This window comes from Sphingobium sp. SA2 (assembly GCF_032227065.1).
In the GTDB taxonomy this organism is placed as follows: Bacteria; Pseudomonadota; Alphaproteobacteria; order Sphingomonadales; family Sphingomonadaceae; genus Sphingobium.
In genome coordinates this window covers 227,289-243,443 of record NZ_JAPMXX010000001.1, presented here as the reverse complement: position 1 = coordinate 243,443, position 16,155 = coordinate 227,289, and the positions used below count along the sequence as shown (strand labels likewise).

Sequence of the window (16,155 nt, the reverse complement as noted above, 5' to 3'; positions counted from 1 at the left end):
CCGCCGACTATCGCCGCCTTTCTGCCCCAAGCCAATAGGCTGTGCCCCATGATGCAACCTTATCGCCCCGCTGGCCCAGAGCATGATCGCCCGCTAAGGGGAGGGCCACGCCAACGGACACAGGATAACGCCTCGCTCATGAGCCTATTGCCCTCGCCCCGCACTGTCGGTCCCTTTACGGTCAAGGCCATCGGCCTTGGCTGCATGAACCTGAGCCACGCCTATCTGCCCCGCCCCGACGCGCAGCAAGCCGAACGGTTGCTGCGTCACGCGCTCGATGTCGGCGTCAATTTCTTCGATACCGCGGCGCTCTATGGCTTTGGTGCCAATGAGGAATTGCTGGGCCGCACGCTGATGCACCGGCGCGACGACTTCACGCTGGCCAGCAAGTGCGTGCTGGGCGGCAAGGACGGGCAGCGCGGGATTGACGGATCGCCAGCGGCCATCACCGCGACGCTGGAAGATTCGCTGCGGCGGCTGCAGGTCGAGCATATCGATCTCTATTATCTCCATCGGCTCGACCCCAATGTCCCGATCGAGGAGTCGGTCGGTGCGCTGGTGCGTGCCGTCGAAGCGGGTAAGATCGGTGCGATCGGCCTGTCCGAAATGTCCGCCGCGACGCTGCGCCGCGCCCATGCGGTGCATCCGATCGCGGCGATGCAGACCGAATATTCGCCCTGGACCCGCAATGCCGAAGTCGCGGTGCTGGATGCGTGCGGGGAGCTTGACGTCGCCTTCGTCGCCTTCTCGCCGGTCGCGCGCGGCGTGCTGGCGGGCGGGGTCGGCGCGGACGGCGTGTCGGAAGGGGACATCCGTGCCGCCATGCCGCGTTTCCAATCGCCGCATTTCGAGCGGAATATGGAACTGGCCGCCGCCTTTGGCGCAATCGCGGCGGATGGGGGCTGCACCATGGCGCAGCTTAGCCTCGCCTGGGTATTGTCGCGCCGTCCTTGGGTGGTCGCGATCCCCGGCACGACCAGCATCGCCCATCTCGACGAGGATATGGCGACGCTGACACTCGACCTGTCGGCCGATACGCTGGCGGCGGTCGACGCGCTGTTCACCTTCGAAGCGGTGTCCGGCCCGCGCTATCAGCGCTCCGCGCAGGCGCAGGTGGATACCGAAACCTGGGACGGCGAACCGATGGCGTGAAGGCGTCAGGCGGCGAGCAGACGTCGCCCGGCCGCTTCCTCCCAATGTTCCGCGTCGCCGCCCAACGCTGCGTTCAGCGTCGCGCGCTTGAGGAACAGGTGGCAGGGATGCTCCATGGTGAGGCCGATGCCGCCATGGAGCTGGATCGCTTCCTCCGCGATCAGGCGATAGACATTGGCGGCATGGGCCTTCATCGCGCCCATGCGGGTCGCGTCGGCATTGCTGTCGTCGGCGCGCCCCCAAAATAGCGCTTCCGCGGCTACCAGCGCGGTCTTCATGTCAGCGACGCGGTGCTTGAGCGCCTGGAACAGCGCCAGCGGCCGGTCGAACTGTCGCCGCGTTTCCAGATAGTCGATCGTCATGCGCAGCGCCGCGTCGGCTCCGCCCAGGCTGTCGGCCGCGAGGGCGAGGCTGCGCAGTGCCGACAGGCGATCGCCCAGCGCTGCCGCTGCTTCCCCTCGCGCCAGCACTATGCCTTGTTGCTCACCGGCATCGACATCGAACAGCCGCCGCGTCTTGTCCCACGTCGCCCGCGCCGTCAGGCCAAGGCGCTGCGTCGGTAGCAACGCCACCCGCTCCTGATCGACAAACAGCAGATGGCTGGCCCGGTCGGCATCGGGCACGGCGGTCAGGCCTTCGCTCAGCGACGCGGTCATCATCTCGCCCGCCATCGCCCGGCCCAGCAATTCATCCTGCCCCGCGCCGCTCAGCGCCTCGATCACTAGCATCTGCGCAATCGTCGGCCCCTCCACCAATGTCCGCCCCAGCGCCTGATGGATCACCCCCACCGCCTCGCGGCCAAGGCCCAGCCCGCCCTGATCCTCCGGCACGGCCATCATCAGCCATCCCATGTCGGTGATTAGGGTCCAGCTCTGCGCCGCATCGGGGGTCAGGTCGCCGTCGAATGCCTTGGCGGCTGCGTCCTGCAATTCGCTTCGCGTCATGCTCATGTCGCGCTCTCCTTCACCGTCCAGCTTTTGGGTTCGCGCGGCATTCCCAGCAGCCGTTCGGCGATGATGTTGCGCTGCACTTCGTCGCTGCCGCCTGCGATCGTCCAGGCATAGCTGTTCATGAAATCGGCCATCCAGTTGCCCGTTTCCATGCCGCCGCCAAAGGTGATCGGCGCGTGATATTGCGCGTCCAGCCCGCCAATCCGCAGCCCAAGCGCCGTAAAGTCACGCAGCGTGCGCGAATAGGCCAGCTTGACGATGGAGGCGTCGCCCACCTTTTCCTCACCCGCGATGCGATTGGCGAGAAACTGGTCGGCGACGGCGCAGGTCGCATCGACCTTGCTGGCCAGCCGCCCGACATCGCGCAACACGCCCGCATCCTCGCTGCGCCCATGCGCGCGAATAAGGTCTGCAATCCGCCACATCGCCCCGCGCATCCGCGCGCTCAATTCCAGCAGCGTTAGCCCGCGCTCGGACGACAAAGTCGATTGCGCCACGGCCCAGCCCTGGCCTTCCTCGCCCAGCCGGTTGGCCACCGGTATCTCGACATTGTCGAGGAAGATTTCGGCAAATTCCTCGTCGCCATGAATTTGGTGGATCGGCCGCGCAGTGACCCCTGGTGCCTTCAAATCCAGCAGCAAATAGGTTAGCCCCGCTTGCTTGACCCCTTCACTGCTGGTCCGCACCAACAGCAGGCATTGGTCGGCAAACTGCCCCATGGTCGACCAGAGCTTCTGCCCGTTGACAACATAGACATCGCCCTTGCGCTCCGCCCGCGTGCGCAATGCGGCAAGGTCCGACCCCGCGCCCGGCTCCGAAAAGCCCTGACACCAGATTTCACCCTCAAGGATGCGGGGAATGTAACGCTGCTGCTGTTCCGCGCTGCCCCATTCGAACAAGGTCGATGCGGCATGATAGGTGGACATGAAGGACAGCAGCAGGCGCGGCGTATCGGCGCGCGCAAACTCCTCGTAAATAACTTTCTGCTCGGCCAGCGATCGCCCGCCGCCCGGCCAACCTTCGGGCCAGTGCGGCACGGCATAGCCACCCTTCACCAGCGTCGCGAACCAACTGCGTTGCATGGCGAGAAAGGCGGCTTCGCTCGTGCTGTGCGCGCGCCAGTCCTTTGGCGCATGAATGGCGAGCCATTCGCGCACCTCCTGCCGCAAGCTGTCCAGTGCGTCGCTCAAGTCCCGTGCCTCCACAAAATACGCATCTGCTAGGTCGCAAATATGGCCCCCCACGCAAGGGGCGCACCCGCAATATCCCCAAGGCGATGGTCTAGATCGCGACCTCGATCATCCCGTCCGCCACGCGCACGGCATAGGTAGCGATGGGGTCGCTGGCGGGGCCGGTCAACGCCTCGCCTGTTTCCAGGTCGAACCGCGCACCATGCGCCGGGCAGGCGATCCATCCCAACCGCATCCGCCCGCAGGCCAGCGGCTCCTGCGCATGGGAGCACATATTGTCGAGCGCATGGATGCGTCCCTCGAAATGGCACAGCATGATCGACCGGCCCGCCGCTTCCACTGCATGGACGCTGCCATCGGGGATATCGGCCAGTGGCAGGAGGGGAATGTAAGAGGCGGCGTCCTTGTCCATGCCTGTGCATGGTACCGCTCCGCCGCTCTTGTCCAAGCCCACCTTTGCCATATCACCGGGGCGTTCTCTTGGGCGGTCGTCTATTCTCGCCCTGCGGCATCCCGTAATCACTGGCCCATGGACTTTGCATGGACAGATCAGGAAACGGCCTTCCGCGCCCGGCTGCGCGCGCTGCTGGCCGATACGCTGCCGGACGATTGGGAGCGTTTCTCGCAGCATGGCCCGGCCTCGCCTGCGTTAACCCGCTATGCCGAAAGTTTTTGCGGCACGCTGGCGGAGCAGGGCTTGCTGATCCCGCATTGGCCGGTCGCATTGGGCGGGCAGGGGCTGGACCCCTGGCACCAGACCATCCTTGCCGAAGAACTGTGGATCGCGGGCGAACCGCGCGGCGGCCAATATATGAACGTCAACTGGATCGGCCCGACGCTGATCCGCTACGGCTCGCCCGATCAGCAGGCGCGCTATCTACCGCCGATCGCGGAAGGCAAGGCGCTGTGGTGCCAGGGTTTTTCCGAGCCCGGCTCCGGCTCCGACCTCGCTTCGCTGCGCACGCGCGCGGAACGGGATGGCGATGTCTATCGCGTGACGGGCCAGAAGATTTGGACCAGCTATGCGGGGTTGGCCGACACCTGCTTCCTTGTCTGCCGCACCAGCGACGACCGCAAGCGCGGCATTTCCATCCTGCTGGTGCCGATGGACACGCCCGGCATCACCGTCCGCCAAATCCCTTCGCTGATCGGCGAAGGCGATATTCACGAGGTGTTTTTCGATGACGTGACCGTGCCGGTCACCGCGCGGCTGGGCGATGAGGGCCAGGCGTGGGAGATTATCGGCTATTCGCTGACCAATGAACGGCTGGGCATACCCCGTTATGCGCTGGCCCGCGCCGCGCTCGACCGTGCCGTGGCGGTGCTAAAGGAGCAAGGGGGGGTCGACAGCGAAGCGGTCAGGATCGAAGCCGCTCATGCGGCAGCCCTCACCGAAGCCGCCCGCATGGCGAGCTACGCCATCGTCGATCGCCGGGCCAAGGGCGAGGCGATCGGCGCGGAATCCAGCTCCGCGCGTTTTGCCACTGTCATGGCCGAGCGGCGCGTGTGCGAGTTCATCGTCGAATATCTGCCGGAGGCTCTGGCCGACGCGCACCCCTATCTCAAAATGCATCACCAGCGCGGCATCGTCGCCGGGATTGCGGCGGGGGCGGCGGAAATCCAGCTCAACATCATCGCCACCGATGTCCTCAAATTGCCCAGGGAGCCGCGCTGATGGACCTGTCGCTCACCGACGATCAGGTCGCGATCCTCGACGCGATCGACGCGCTGACCCGGCCCTATGCGGGCGCATCGTTGCATGAAGCCGGCTTTGCCCTGCCCGATGCGCAGCTCGACCGCGAACTGGCCAAGGGTGGATTTCTCGACATAGGATTCGATCCCGATCTCGGTGTAGTGTCCGCCGCGCTGGTGGTCGAACGCCTCGCCCGCCTGCCGCAAACGGTCGAAGCCGCGGCCAGCGCGCTGATCCGTCCGCTATTGGGCGATGATCTGCCGCGTCCGCTCTGCCTGGTCGAAGAAGGCCGCACGACCCGCCCCATTCGCTTCCTGCGCGAAGGCGCGACCGTGCTGATCGTCGGTCCATCCGGCGTTTCGACTTTTATCGCTACGACAGAGCAGGTCCGCGCTGAACCCGAAGCGCTTTATGGTTATCCCATGGCCACGCTGCTCGCCACGCCCGCCGACCGCATTAGCCATGCCGTTTCTGTAGAGGACATCCTCACCCGCTGGCGCGTCGCGCTCGCCGCCGAAGCCGCCGGCCTGCTCGCCGCCGCGCTCGACAGTACCGTCGCCCATGTCACCGACCGCCAGCAATTCGGCCGCCCGCTCGCCACCTTCCAGGCACTGCGCCACCGGCTGGCCGAAGCGCAGGTCCGCGCCAACGGCGTGCGCTGGCTGGCGCTCAAGGCCGCCGCCACGCTCCACCCCGGCGACGCTGCGCTCGCCGCGCTTCACGCCCAGGAATCGGCTCGTACGACCGTCTATGATTTCCACCAATTTTTCGGCGCGATGGGCGTCACGCTCGAACATCCGCTGCACCTGTGGACCTATCGCCTCAAGGCGCTGATCAGCGACCTTGGCGGACGGGGCGGGCAGGGACTGGCGGCTGCAGAGGCGCTTTGGGGTTAGAAATTCAGCGTTCCCCGGCTAAGGCCGGGGTCCAGTCCCGCGCTCTGAACTGGACCCCGACCTCCGCCGGGGAACAAGCGTTTCTAAAACCCCAGATCCAGTATCGGTCCGTCGAAATTCCCCGCCAGTTTCTGCGTCGCTGCGCTCAGCTTTTCCGGCTCCACGCCCTTCAGATAGCCGTCGATGATCCGCTGATAGTTGGAAATCAGCCCTTCTATCTCCTTCGACAATCGCATGAAGTCGAAGCCTTGGGCGTGCAGCCCCTTCTGCTGAATCGGGATATTGCTATAGTCCTGACGCGGGATCATCGGGAACTGGTCGCTGTCATAGGGCAGTGTCACGGCTTCCATCACTGGCGGCGGCTCCTGGCCTTCGGGGAAGTGGGTCAGCGACCATAGCTCGAACAGACAGCTTTCCGGTCCCAGCGGGCGGATGCGATAGGCGGCCATGCTGGAAAGGAATGGCAGCAGGAAATAATTGGGGAAGATGAACTCCACCGCTTTCACCGGCGTATTGACCGCAATGTGATTGAGGTCGGGCGCCGGTTCGCCGCGCGCCAGCCCCGCCTGCGTCACGCAATGGTTGAGCGTGCCGAACCACTGCATGATCGCCTGGCCCGGATCGTCGGGCAATTCGACGTCGATCAGCGTGCGCGCCACCGCCACATCCTTGGCGTGGCACATGCCTGCCATGCCATCGCTCAACAATTGCAGATGGTCGACCTGATCGACGATATTGTCTCGCATCGACCGATTGGGGTTGATCGGTACGCCGATCCCGCCCGTGTCCATGCCATACATCATATTATAGAGGATCGGCACCTTCTGCTGAAGCTGCGGGTGCGTGCGCATGACATGATAGCCCTCCATGAAGGCTTCCATCGCCGTCTTCCAGTTGGCCGGCAGCACCGTGGCGAATTGCCATTCGGCGCGCATCTTGTCGGCATTATAGGCGTCCAGACCCGCCGCTAGCGGCCCCAATTGCTGCCGAAATCCTGGCGCATCATCATCGAAATTGATGAACACGCAGCCCATCTCGATCTCGCTGCGGCACGGGCGCAGCGCCAGATCGGCTTCGTCCAACTGCCCCTCGCTGAACAGATGGCGGCCATAGACGAAGGTGTTCTTCCCCTCGATATTCCAGCGCCAGCCATGGAAGGGACAGATGAACCCCTTGCCCTTGCAATTGCCATGGCTCCCCTCGGTCAGCGGCACGCCGCGATGGCGGCAGGCATTGTGGAAGGTGCGAATGCCATCCTTGGTCCGCACGATGATAACCGATTGGCCAAGATTGCTATATTCGATCCAGTCGCCGACTTCGGGCACCTGCTCCACGCGGCACGCCATCTGCCAGACATGTGGCCAAAGCTCTTCGCACTCGCGCTTGTAGAATGCTTCGTCATAATAGCGCGGCGTGGGGATGCGTTCGGGATCGGTAATCTCGAACGGAACCGATGTCGTCGCTGCCAAATCCTCTGCCATGTCACCCTGTCCGCTATTAGCTTTGAGGGCGAAGGGTAAAGGCTGGGGAGGGGGGTTCAAGACGGATCGGGCGGGCACCCCGCTTCATCGCCGTGGCGGTGGAAATCCATAAAAATCCTCCCCTGTAAGGGGAGGGGGACCGCGCGCGAAGCGCGTGGTGGAGGGGTGTCACGCTATCGTGAGGGTGACACCCCTCCGTCAGGGCTACGCCCTGCCACCTCCCCTGCCAGGGGAGGAATGGCGTAATTCCTCCCGCACCGCATCCCCATGCGCGCCCAGCCCTGGCGCACCGCCCGCCACTTTCCCCGGTGTTGCGGAAAACCAGGTCGGAACGCCCGGAAAGCGCACCGTGCCATGCTCGGTCTCCACCGTCTCGAAAAAGCCGATGGCGTTCAGATGGTCATTCTCGAACAGCTCATCCGTCGTCCGCAACGGTGCGGCGGGAATATGCAGCGAGGCCAGCAAATCCAGCCATTCCTGCGTCGTGCGCTGCGCGAATGTCCCACCCAGCAAGCCATAGACGCGGTCGATCTGCTTCGCCCGCTTGGGCAGGCTGTCGAACTCTTCGCTCGCCCATTCCGGCTCCACCGCGCCGATAAAGGCGTTCCAATGCTTGTCATTATAGACCAACGCCGCGACATAGCCGTCCTTGGTCGCATAGGGTTTGCGGTTGCGCGCGACCACGCGGTGATAATGGGCGGGGCCGATCGGCGGATCGAACATCGCGCCACTGGCATGTTCGGTCAGCATGAAGGCGGCCATCGTTTCGAACATGCCCACTTCCACCTCCTGCCCCTCGCCGGTGCGCTCGCGGTGGAACAGCGCCATCATGGTCGCGTACAGGCCGGTCAGCCCCGCCACCTTGTCGGCGATGATCGTCGCCATGAAATCGGGCTTGCCGGTCATCAGCGCCTGTAGATGCGGGATGCCGCATTCGGCCTGGATGGTATCGTCATAGGCCGGCTTGTCCGCCTCCGGCCCACGCCGACTATAGCCATAGCAATTGGTGTAGACGATGTCGGGCTTGATTGCCTTCACAGCCGCATAATCGAACCCCAACCGCGCGATCGCCTTGCCTCGCATCGAATGGATGAAGATATCCGCCGTCGCGATCAGCGCGCGCAGCACATCCTTGTCGGCCTCGCGCGTCAGGTCCAGCACGATGCTGCGCTTGCCGCGATTGACGTTGGTGAACACGCCGCCCAGGTCCGGCGCATTGCCGCCATTGATATAACGGGTCTGGTCGCCACCGCCCGGCGGCTCCACCTTGATGACGTCCGCGCCCATATCGGCCATGATCTGCGTCGCATAGGGGCCAAAGACCATCGCGGTCAGATCGACCACCCGCACGCCTGTCAGCGGCCCACCATGGCCCTTTGGCTCGCCCATGTCTCTCTCCTGTTCCATGCCGTCGGGCTAGGACAGGCGGCGCGGCGACGCCATGGCCAACCACTTCGCCCCACCGATATGTCGGATGTTGAACAGCCGTTCGATTGTGCGCCTTATCCCCCACTGATACCCAAAAGGCCGACAATCAGGACCGCCCCTTGCGGCAATCGGGACCAGAAACGTGGATTTTGCCTTTACCGACGACCAGCAGAATATTCGCGACGCCGTGCTGGCCCAATGCAGCCAGTTCAGCGACGATTATTGGCTCGCGCGTGATCGGGATGCCCAATATCCGGTCGAATTTCACACGGCGATGGCGCAGGCGGGATGGCTCGGCGTCGCCATGCCGGAATCGGTCGGCGGCGCTGGCCTTGGCATTACCGAAGCGGCCATCATGATGCAGGCGGTGGCCGAAGCGGGCGGCGGCATGACGGCGGCCTCCACCATCCATGGCCCGGTATTCAGCCTCGAACCCATCGACCTGTTCGGCACCGAGGAACAGAAGCAGCGCATGATCCCGCCGATCCTGTCGGGCGCGGAAAAAATGTGCTTTGCTGTCACCGAACCCAATACCGGGCTGGACACGACCAAGCTCAAGACCCGCGCTGTGCGCGAAGCGGGCGGCTATCGCGTCAATGGCGAAAAGATCTGGATCACCAACGCCCATGTCGCCGACCGGATGATGCTGCTCGCGCGGACGACCCCGATCGATGAGGTGGAGAACAAGACCCACGGCCTGTCGCTCTTCTATACCAAACTCGACCGCGATAGAATCGAGCATCAGCTGATCCCGAAGATGGGCCGTCATGCGGTCGGCTCCAACATGCTGTTCATCAACGACCTCTTCATCCCCGAAGAAGACCGCATCGGCGAGGAGGGGCAGGGCTTCCGCATCATCCTCAAAGGGCTGAACCCCGAACGCATTTTACTCGCGGCCGAAGCGGTGGGCATTGGCCGCAACGCGATCCAGCGTGCCGCGCGCTACGCCCGTGAACGCATCGTGTTCGACCGGCCGATCGGCATGAATCAGGGAATTCAGCATCCGCTCGCCAAATGCTGGGCGCAGTTGGAAGCCGCCAATCTGATGGTGATGCAGGCCGCGACCAAATTCGACAAGGGCGAGGAATGCGGCGTCGAGGCCAATGCGGGCAAATATCTCGCCGCCGAATTCGCGTTCGAGGCGTGCCATACCGCCATGCTGACGCTGGGTGGCATGGGCTATGCCCAGGAATATCATGTCGAACGATTGCTGCGCGAAGTGCTGATTCCGCGCACCGCGCCGGTCAGTCCGCATATGATCCTTAACTTTCTCGCCGAAAAAGTGTTGGACTTGCCCAAATCCTACTGACCGGAGAGAAAATCATGTCCACGCCCGCCACCCTCTCGATCAAGATGCGCTCCTGGCTGTTCGCGCCCGGCGACAGCGAGAAGAAGATGGCCAAGGCCGCCGACAGCGCGGCGGACATCGCGCTGTTCGATCTGGAAGACGCCGTCACGACCGACAATAAGGCGCTGGCGCGCCAATTGGTCCATGATTGTCTCGCCAGCCGTCCCGAAGGCCGGGACCGTTTGTGGGTCCGGGTCAATCCGCTGGACGGTCCCCATACGCTGCTCGATCTTGCCGCGATCATGCCTGCGCGCCCCGGTGGCATCATGCTGCCCAAAGTCGATGGGCGGCAGGATGTGGAGCGGCTCGACCATTATCTCTCCGCGCTTGAAGTCGCCAATGGCATTGATGAAGGCTCGACCCTGCTGATCGTGCTGGTCACCGAAACGGCGAAAGCGATGTTCCATACGGGCGATTATAAGGGCGCGCCGCGCGTCGTTGCGCTCACTTGGGGCGCGGAGGATCTGGCCGACTCGATCGGCGCCAGCAACAACCGCAATGACGACGGCAGCTATGGCTTCACCTATGAACTGGCGCGCTCCATGTGCCTGCTCGGCGCAGCGGCCGCCGGCGTGACCGCGATCGAAACGATCCAGGGCGATTTCCGCGATCTCGAAGGGTTGAAGGCCCGTGCGGAAAAAGTACGGCGCGATGGCTATCGCGGCATGCTGGCGATCCACCCGGCGCAGGTCGATGTGATCAATGCCGCCTTCACGCCCACCGAGGAAGAAATCGCGCAGGCGCTTGAAGTAGTTGATATATTTGCGAAAAATCCGGGCGTCGGGGCGATCGGTTATAAGGGCGGGATGCTTGATCGTCCCCATCTCAGCCGCGCCGAACATTTACTCCGACAAGTAGGGCGATTGTGAAAAGCGAAACCAGTGTCCGCTTCGCTGTACACTTAAAGGCCGGTGACCATATCGTCATCGGCCAGGCCTGTGGCGAACCCACGACCCTGGTCGAGGCGCTGATCGACCAGGGCCGCGGCATTCCGGGCCTTTCCGCCTTTATCGCCACCAGTTTTTCCGGCCTCTTCACCCCCGCCACCGCCGACAGCTTCGCCCTCTCAAGCATGGGCGCGATCGGTGCGCTGCGATCCATGACCAAGGCAGGGAAATTACAGGTCATCCCCGTCCATGTGAGCCAGGTCGGCCCGCTCATCACCGCCGGGGTCATACCCTGCGACGTGGCCCTGATCCAGGTCAGTCCGGCGGATGAGCATGGCAATCATAGCTGCGGCCTGATCAGCGATTATGTCCGCGCCGCCGTCGACAAGGCGCGGGTCGTCATCGCCGAAATCAACGAAGCGGTCCCCTTCACGCCGGGCGAAACCATCCCGGCCTCGGCGATCGACGTCGCCATCCCCGTCAACCGGCCGCCGGTCCAGGTCGCCCCTGCCGCGATCGGCCCGACCGACGAAGCCATCGCCCGCCACTGCGCCGCCTATATCGGCGATGGCGCGGTGATCCAGACAGGGGTTGGGGCCGTCCCCGACGCGATCCTGCGGCTGCTGCACGACCGCAAGGATCTGGGCGTCCATTCCGGCATGCTGGGCGATGGCCTTGTCGAACTGGTGGAGGCAGGCGTCATCACCAACGCCCGCAAGGAAGTCGATCCCGGCGTGTCGATCAACGGCGCGCTCATCGGCACGAAGCGCCTCTACGACTGGGCGCACCGCAACCCCGCCATCCGCATGTGCGCGACCAGCTATACCCATGATGCCGCTGTGCTGGGCCGCCTCTCGCGCCTGGTCACGATCAACAGCGCGCTGGAGGTGGATTTGACCGGACAGGTCAATGCCGAACAATCGGGCGCGGCCTATCTAGGCGGCACGGGCGGGCAGGTCGATTTCGTGCGGGCCGGGGCTAGGTCACCCGGCGGCCGCTCGATCATCGCGCTGTCGGCGTCGGCCAAGGGCGGCACGCTCAGCAAGATCGTCGCCCAGCTTTCCGGCCCGGTCACCACCGCCCGTACCGACGTGGACGTCATCGTCACCGAATATGGCGCGGCCGAACTCAAGGGGCAAAGCCTCGCCGAGCGCACTCGCCGCCTGATCGCCATCGCCCATCCAGACTTTCGCGAGGAATTGAACCGGGCCGCCCATATCATCGCGCAAAGGGGGTTTTAGATGAAGTCTCGCCGGTCGAAGCCTGAAATCCTCCCCTGTAAGGGGAGGTGGCAGCACGCAGTGCTGACGGAGGGGTGTAACCCTATCGATAGGGCGACACCCCTCCGTCTGGCTGCGCCAGACACCTCCCCTGCCAGGGGAGGAATGTCAGCGACATGACCGACGCCATTCTTTTCGACGCCCGCGCCGATGGCATTGCCGTCCTGACGATCAACCGCCCAGACCAGCGCAACTGCCTCAGCCGCGAAGTGCGCGAGGGCTTGCGCGCCGCATGGGACAGGTTCGAAACGGACCCGGCGCTGCGGGTCGCCATCCTGACAGGATCAGGCGACAAGGCCTTCTGCGCGGGTGGCGACCTCAAGGAAATGGTCGAAACCGGCATGACCGTTCCGCCGCGCGCCATGTTCCCGCTGCCTTACGACACGATCGAATTGACCAAGCCCACGATCGCCGCCGTCAACGGCGTCGCTTTCGCGGGCGGCTGGATGATCGCGCAGGCCTGCGACCTGTGCGTCGCCAGCACCACTGCGCGCTTTGCCATCACCGAGGTCAAGGTCGGCCGCTCGTCCCCCTGGGCCTCACCGCTCATTCACATGATCCCGCAGCGGATCATGATGGAGATCATCCTGACCGGCAAGCCGATCACCGCGCAGCGCGCTTATGAGATCGGTCTCGTCAACCGTCTCGCCGAACCCGAAGCGCTGCTGGACGCCGCCATCGCGCTTGCCACCGAAATATTGGACGGCGCGCCTTTGTCGGTGAAGGCGGGCCGCGACACGGTGATGCTTGCGACCGAGATGGGCCGCTCCGCTGCGCTCCAGGCCGCCCGTGCCGCGTCGGAATACACCTACCAAAGCGAAGACGCACAGGAAGGCCCCCGCGCCTTCGCGGAAAAACGCCCGCCCCGGTGGCAGGGCCGATAGATGACAAGCGAGGATGCCATGACAGATCTTACACAGCCGGTCACCGTCCCGGTCGAGGCTTATATATCGCCCGCCTATGCCCGCGCCGAACAGGACCGGTTGTGGCGCAAGGTCTGGCTGCAGGCCGCCCGGCTGGAGGACATCCCCAATGTCGGCGATTTCGTCACCTACGACATCCTTGAAGACTCGGTCATCGTCATGCGGGCTGGCCCCGACGAACTGCGTGCCTTCCATAATGTCTGCCCGCATCGTGGCCGCCGCCTGATCGACACGCCGGCGGGGGCTCGCAACGCACGCGGCAACCGGACGAGCATCATCTGCGGCTTCCACGGCTGGACCTTCGATCGACAGGGGCAATGCACCTTCGTCAACCATCAGGATGACTGGCAGGGCAAATTGACCGCGGAACGCACCGCGCTGGGCAAGGTACGGGTCGACACCTGGGGCGGCTGGGCATGGATCAGCCTTGATCCCGACGGGGAGTCGCTGACCGACTATCTGGGCGTGGTGCCGGGCATGCTCGATCCCTTCGGCCTTCAGAATATGCGCTATCGCTGGCGCAAATGGATCATCTTCGACTGCAACTGGAAAGTCGCGCTGGAAGCGTTCAGCGAAACCTATCATGTCCAGACCACCCACCCCGAATTCAATGCCTTCGGCGAATTTCGCGGTTGGGCGCGCCAACATGGCCTGCACAGCAATATCGGCTATGACGCGCCCAAGAATATGGACGAGAACCAGGCCAAATTGCGGGTCGGATCGGGCGAAGACCCGCGCCTCTCGACGGCGGAGATGCAGCTCTTCACCTGGGAAAATGCCAACACCAATACGACCATGACGCTGGTCAACGCGGCGCAGCGACTGAAGGAAGAATTGCCCGAAGGCACCCCCGCGGCCCAGGTACTCCAGCACTGGCTAGCCAGTGCCCGCGCCGACGACGCCAAGCGCGGCGTCATCTGGCCGGTGGTCGAACCATCCCATACCGCCAGGAGCGGCACCGCCTGGCAGATATTCCCCAATTTCCAGATCGGCCACGCCGTCAACAACATGCTCTGCTATTCGGCCCGTCCCTATCAGGGCGACCCGGACAAATGTATTTTCGAGGCGGCGGTATTCGAGTTGTTCCCCGACGGCGAAGCACCCGCGACCGACTGGGAATATACCAAACCGGAGGAATGGCCGCCGGTCCTGCAACAGGATTTCACCAACATGGCCGCCGTCCAGCAGGGCATGAAGAATGTCGGCTTCCGCGGCACCCAGCCCAACCCCTATATGGAGCGCTCGGTCGCCAGCCTGCACCAGAATCTGGCGCGTTACATGGGCACCGGGGGACCAAAGTCGATCGACTAAATATCTGAGATACCTATTGAGAAGCCCGCCGCCATATCTGGCGACGGGCTTCTAACTTGCCGGCGCTCAAGCCGTTTTATTCGAACGGCTCTTCGCCCTGCAACTTGGTGCGATGCATCATGCGGTTGGAAGCGGGATCATAAGCTTCGGCGCGGTGCATGGTGCCGGTATTGTCCCAGATCACCAGATCGCCGACGCTCCATTCATGGCTGTAGCTGAATTCTTCCTGCGTTGCCCATTCACGAAGCCCAACCAGAATTTTCGCACTTTCCATGGGGGTCACGTCTTTGACACGATGCGCGGTGCAGCCAAGGACCAGCGACTTGCGGCCCGATTTGTGGTTCCACACCAGCGGCAGTTCATTCTCGCCGATCCGCTGCATCCCCTCAATCTTGGCGAGGCTGGGTTCGGGTTCATAATAGAAGACCGTCGCCCACACCGAATGGATCACGCGCAGCTTCTCATACTCCGCTTTCTGCGCGTCGCTCAGCGCCTCATAGGCGGCATAGGTGTTGCAGAAGCCGGTATTGCCGCCCCAGGGTGCCTTGACCTTGCACGACAGCAGCGACGCCAGGATCGGCGTGTCGTTCATCGTGCCGTCGATATGCCAATAGAGCGAGCCTTTGAGATATTCGGCGCTCTGCGGATTTTCCTTCACGTCCAGCGTGATCTTGTGAATCTTGTGGTTGGTCCCGTCCTGCATTTCGGGCGCGAATGTGCCGAGCGTCTTGGTGAAGGCGATCTGCTCGTCATCGTCGAAATCGATCTTGGGAAACACGAGCACGCCGCGCTGTTCCAGTAGCTCGCGCAGTTGCGGTCCCAGATCGCCCGCCAGCAATTCCGCCTTGCTGTTCAGGATGCGGCTACCGATGTTCGGCTTGATCTCTTCATGCGCCATGCGCGTGATTGCGGTGCTTGCCATGTCCGACTCTCCTCAGTCTTCCCTATGTCTTGAACACATGTTCAGCATGGGGTCGAAAAAAAGTCAACATGCCTCATTTTTCAGGCGAGGAGCTTATCCAGCCAGCGTTCGACCGCGTGGCGCGCATCGTCATGCCCGGCGCTGACGTCCAGACCCTTTTCCATGACCAACGCCCGTCCTGCACTCGCGAGCAGCACACTCATGGCCGCAGCCGTCATGCCTTGCTCGGCCAGTTTCGGACCGAGCAGCCGGTCGAGACAGGCGGTCTGGCGCGCGCGCATCGCTTCGCTGTGGCGCGTGATCTCCGCGCGGATCGCCTTGCGGTGATTGGCCAGCGCGACAAATTCCATCGCCAGCGCCGTGCGGCTGGTATCGGTAAAGAAACGCCACAGCGCGCGCACAGGATCGTCGCTGGCCAGCGCCTGATCGATCATCGCGTCACTTTGCTGCGCGCCGCGCCGGAATACAGAGAGCAGCAGGTCATCGGTGGTGGGGAAATAATAATGCACCAGCGATGGCGGCAATTCCGCGCGCAGGGCAACGCGCCGCGAACTGGCGGCGGCATAGCCTTCATCGCGGATCACCTGTTCGGCAGCGTCAACGATGCGGGCGCGGGTTTCGGAGCTTTCGGCTCCAATGCGACGTTTCTGAACCATGGTGCCAGCATAAGAGCCGGTGACGCGTGCGCAAGGCG

The 16,155-nt window shown here is 63.7% G+C and carries 15 protein-coding genes; 8 read left to right on the top strand and 7 right to left on the bottom strand.

All coding sequences use genetic code 11. The annotated features are described in order from the left end of the window. The first annotated feature begins 138 nt into the window (after positions 1-138). Positions 139-1,152, top strand: a complete 1,014-nt coding sequence (locus OVY48_RS01255; protein ID WP_313921685.1) for an aldo/keto reductase — start codon at positions 139-141, stop codon at positions 1,150-1,152. A gap of 5 nt (positions 1,153-1,157) precedes the next feature. Here the strand turns inward: OVY48_RS01255 and OVY48_RS01250 are convergent, their stop codons facing one another. The 3 genes from OVY48_RS01250 to OVY48_RS01240 form a co-directional block, all read right to left on the bottom strand. After that, entirely contained in the window at positions 1,158-2,102 is a 945-nt protein-coding gene (locus OVY48_RS01250) for an acyl-CoA dehydrogenase family protein (protein ID WP_313921684.1), read from the bottom strand. Further along, positions 2,099-3,292 carry an acyl-CoA dehydrogenase family protein gene (locus tag OVY48_RS01245; RefSeq protein ID WP_409592764.1) on the bottom strand — a complete coding sequence of 398 codons (1,194 nt, stop codon included), beginning with the start codon at positions 3,290-3,292 and terminating at the stop codon, positions 2,099-2,101. Before OVY48_RS01245 ends, OVY48_RS01250 begins: the two co-directional genes overlap by 4 nt. Positions 3,293-3,383: 91 nt before the next feature. Continuing rightward, complete coding sequence (locus OVY48_RS01240; protein WP_313921682.1) at positions 3,384-3,704, bottom strand: non-heme iron oxygenase ferredoxin subunit; 321 nt, start codon at positions 3,702-3,704, stop codon at positions 3,384-3,386. Between the two features lie 117 nt (positions 3,705-3,821). On the opposite strand from OVY48_RS01240, the gene OVY48_RS01235 reads away from it, so the two are divergent. Both OVY48_RS01235 and OVY48_RS01230 read left to right on the top strand, forming a co-directional pair. Beyond that, the gene (locus OVY48_RS01235) at positions 3,822-4,967 is read left to right on the top strand and encodes an acyl-CoA dehydrogenase family protein (RefSeq protein WP_313921681.1); all 1,146 of its coding nucleotides are present in this window, start codon (positions 3,822-3,824) and stop codon (positions 4,965-4,967) included. After that, a complete protein-coding gene (locus tag OVY48_RS01230) occupies positions 4,967-5,881 on the top strand; it encodes an acyl-CoA dehydrogenase family protein (protein WP_313921680.1) in 915 nt (304 codons plus the stop codon). The genes OVY48_RS01235 and OVY48_RS01230 overlap by 1 nt, the downstream gene beginning before the upstream one ends. Positions 5,882-5,964: 83 nt before the next feature. Here OVY48_RS01230 and OVY48_RS01225 read toward each other — a convergent pair whose 3' ends face one another. Together OVY48_RS01225 and OVY48_RS01220 are read right to left on the bottom strand one after the other, a co-directional pair. Then, positions 5,965-7,362, bottom strand: a complete 1,398-nt coding sequence (locus tag OVY48_RS01225) for an aromatic ring-hydroxylating dioxygenase subunit alpha (protein ID WP_313921679.1) — start codon at positions 7,360-7,362, stop codon at positions 5,965-5,967. 204 nt (positions 7,363-7,566) lie between these two features. Then, positions 7,567-8,751, bottom strand: a complete 1,185-nt coding sequence (locus tag OVY48_RS01220) for a CoA transferase (protein WP_313921678.1) — start codon at positions 8,749-8,751, stop codon at positions 7,567-7,569. 181 nt (positions 8,752-8,932) lie between these two features. Between OVY48_RS01220 and OVY48_RS01215 the strand changes: the two genes are divergently transcribed. From OVY48_RS01215 to OVY48_RS01195, 5 genes are all read left to right on the top strand, one after another. Then, on the top strand, positions 8,933-10,099 hold the full coding sequence (locus OVY48_RS01215) for an acyl-CoA dehydrogenase family protein (RefSeq protein ID WP_069064081.1): 1,167 nt from the start codon (positions 8,933-8,935) through the stop codon (positions 10,097-10,099). Positions 10,100-10,113: 14 nt separating this feature from the next. Next, positions 10,114-11,007, top strand: a complete 894-nt coding sequence (locus OVY48_RS01210; RefSeq protein WP_313921677.1) for a CoA ester lyase — start codon at positions 10,114-10,116, stop codon at positions 11,005-11,007. Then, the gene (locus tag OVY48_RS01205; protein ID WP_313921676.1) at positions 11,004-12,266 is read left to right on the top strand and encodes an acetyl-CoA hydrolase/transferase C-terminal domain-containing protein; all 1,263 of its coding nucleotides are present in this window, start codon (positions 11,004-11,006) and stop codon (positions 12,264-12,266) included. Before OVY48_RS01210 ends, OVY48_RS01205 begins: the two co-directional genes overlap by 4 nt. 155 nt (positions 12,267-12,421) lie before the next feature. Next, complete coding sequence (locus OVY48_RS01200) at positions 12,422-13,189, top strand: enoyl-CoA hydratase/isomerase family protein (protein ID WP_313921675.1); 768 nt, start codon at positions 12,422-12,424, stop codon at positions 13,187-13,189. An 18-nt stretch (positions 13,190-13,207) separates the two neighbouring features. Then, complete coding sequence (locus tag OVY48_RS01195; protein WP_313921674.1) at positions 13,208-14,539, top strand: aromatic ring-hydroxylating dioxygenase subunit alpha; 1,332 nt, start codon at positions 13,208-13,210, stop codon at positions 14,537-14,539. A 76-nt stretch (positions 14,540-14,615) separates the two neighbouring features. Here OVY48_RS01195 and OVY48_RS01190 read toward each other — a convergent pair whose 3' ends face one another. Both OVY48_RS01190 and OVY48_RS01185 read right to left on the bottom strand, forming a co-directional pair. Next, positions 14,616-15,461, bottom strand: coding sequence for a TauD/TfdA dioxygenase family protein (locus OVY48_RS01190; RefSeq protein WP_069064076.1), 846 nt, complete (start codon positions 15,459-15,461; stop codon positions 14,616-14,618). Positions 15,462-15,541: 80 nt separating this feature from the next. Continuing rightward, positions 15,542-16,117 (bottom strand): TetR/AcrR family transcriptional regulator, encoded by a 576-nt coding sequence (locus tag OVY48_RS01185; protein WP_096062843.1) that lies wholly within the window; start codon positions 16,115-16,117, stop codon positions 15,542-15,544. Positions 16,118-16,155: the final 38 nt, after the last annotated feature.

Excerpts from the sequence above, each read along its gene's own strand:
- OVY48_RS01185 (WP_096062843.1), bottom strand. The coding sequence starts at position 16,117 with ATGGTTCAGAAACGTCGCATTGGAGCCGAAAGCTCCGAAACCCGCGCC.
- OVY48_RS01255 (WP_313921685.1), top strand. The coding sequence starts at position 139 with ATGAGCCTATTGCCCTCGCCCCGCACTGTCGGTCCCTTTACGGTCAAG.
- OVY48_RS01230 (WP_313921680.1), top strand. The coding sequence starts at position 4,967 with ATGGACCTGTCGCTCACCGACGATCAGGTCGCGATCCTCGACGCGATC.
- OVY48_RS01195 (WP_313921674.1), top strand. The coding sequence starts at position 13,208 with ATGACAGATCTTACACAGCCGGTCACCGTCCCGGTCGAGGCTTATATA.
- OVY48_RS01250 (WP_313921684.1), bottom strand. The coding sequence starts at position 2,102 with ATGAGCATGACGCGAAGCGAATTGCAGGACGCAGCCGCCAAGGCATTC.
- OVY48_RS01225 (WP_313921679.1), bottom strand. The coding sequence starts at position 7,362 with ATGGCAGAGGATTTGGCAGCGACGACATCGGTTCCGTTCGAGATTACC.
- OVY48_RS01210 (WP_313921677.1), top strand. The coding sequence starts at position 10,114 with ATGTCCACGCCCGCCACCCTCTCGATCAAGATGCGCTCCTGGCTGTTC.
- OVY48_RS01235 (WP_313921681.1), top strand. The coding sequence starts at position 3,822 with ATGGACTTTGCATGGACAGATCAGGAAACGGCCTTCCGCGCCCGGCTG.
- OVY48_RS01240 (WP_313921682.1), bottom strand. The coding sequence starts at position 3,704 with ATGGACAAGGACGCCGCCTCTTACATTCCCCTCCTGCCACTGGCCGAT.
- OVY48_RS01190 (WP_069064076.1), bottom strand. The coding sequence starts at position 15,461 with ATGGCAAGCACCGCAATCACGCGCATGGCGCATGAAGAGATCAAGCCG.
- OVY48_RS01200 (WP_313921675.1), top strand. The coding sequence starts at position 12,422 with ATGACCGACGCCATTCTTTTCGACGCCCGCGCCGATGGCATTGCCGTC.
- OVY48_RS01220 (WP_313921678.1), bottom strand. The coding sequence starts at position 8,751 with ATGGGCGAGCCAAAGGGCCATGGTGGGCCGCTGACAGGCGTGCGGGTG.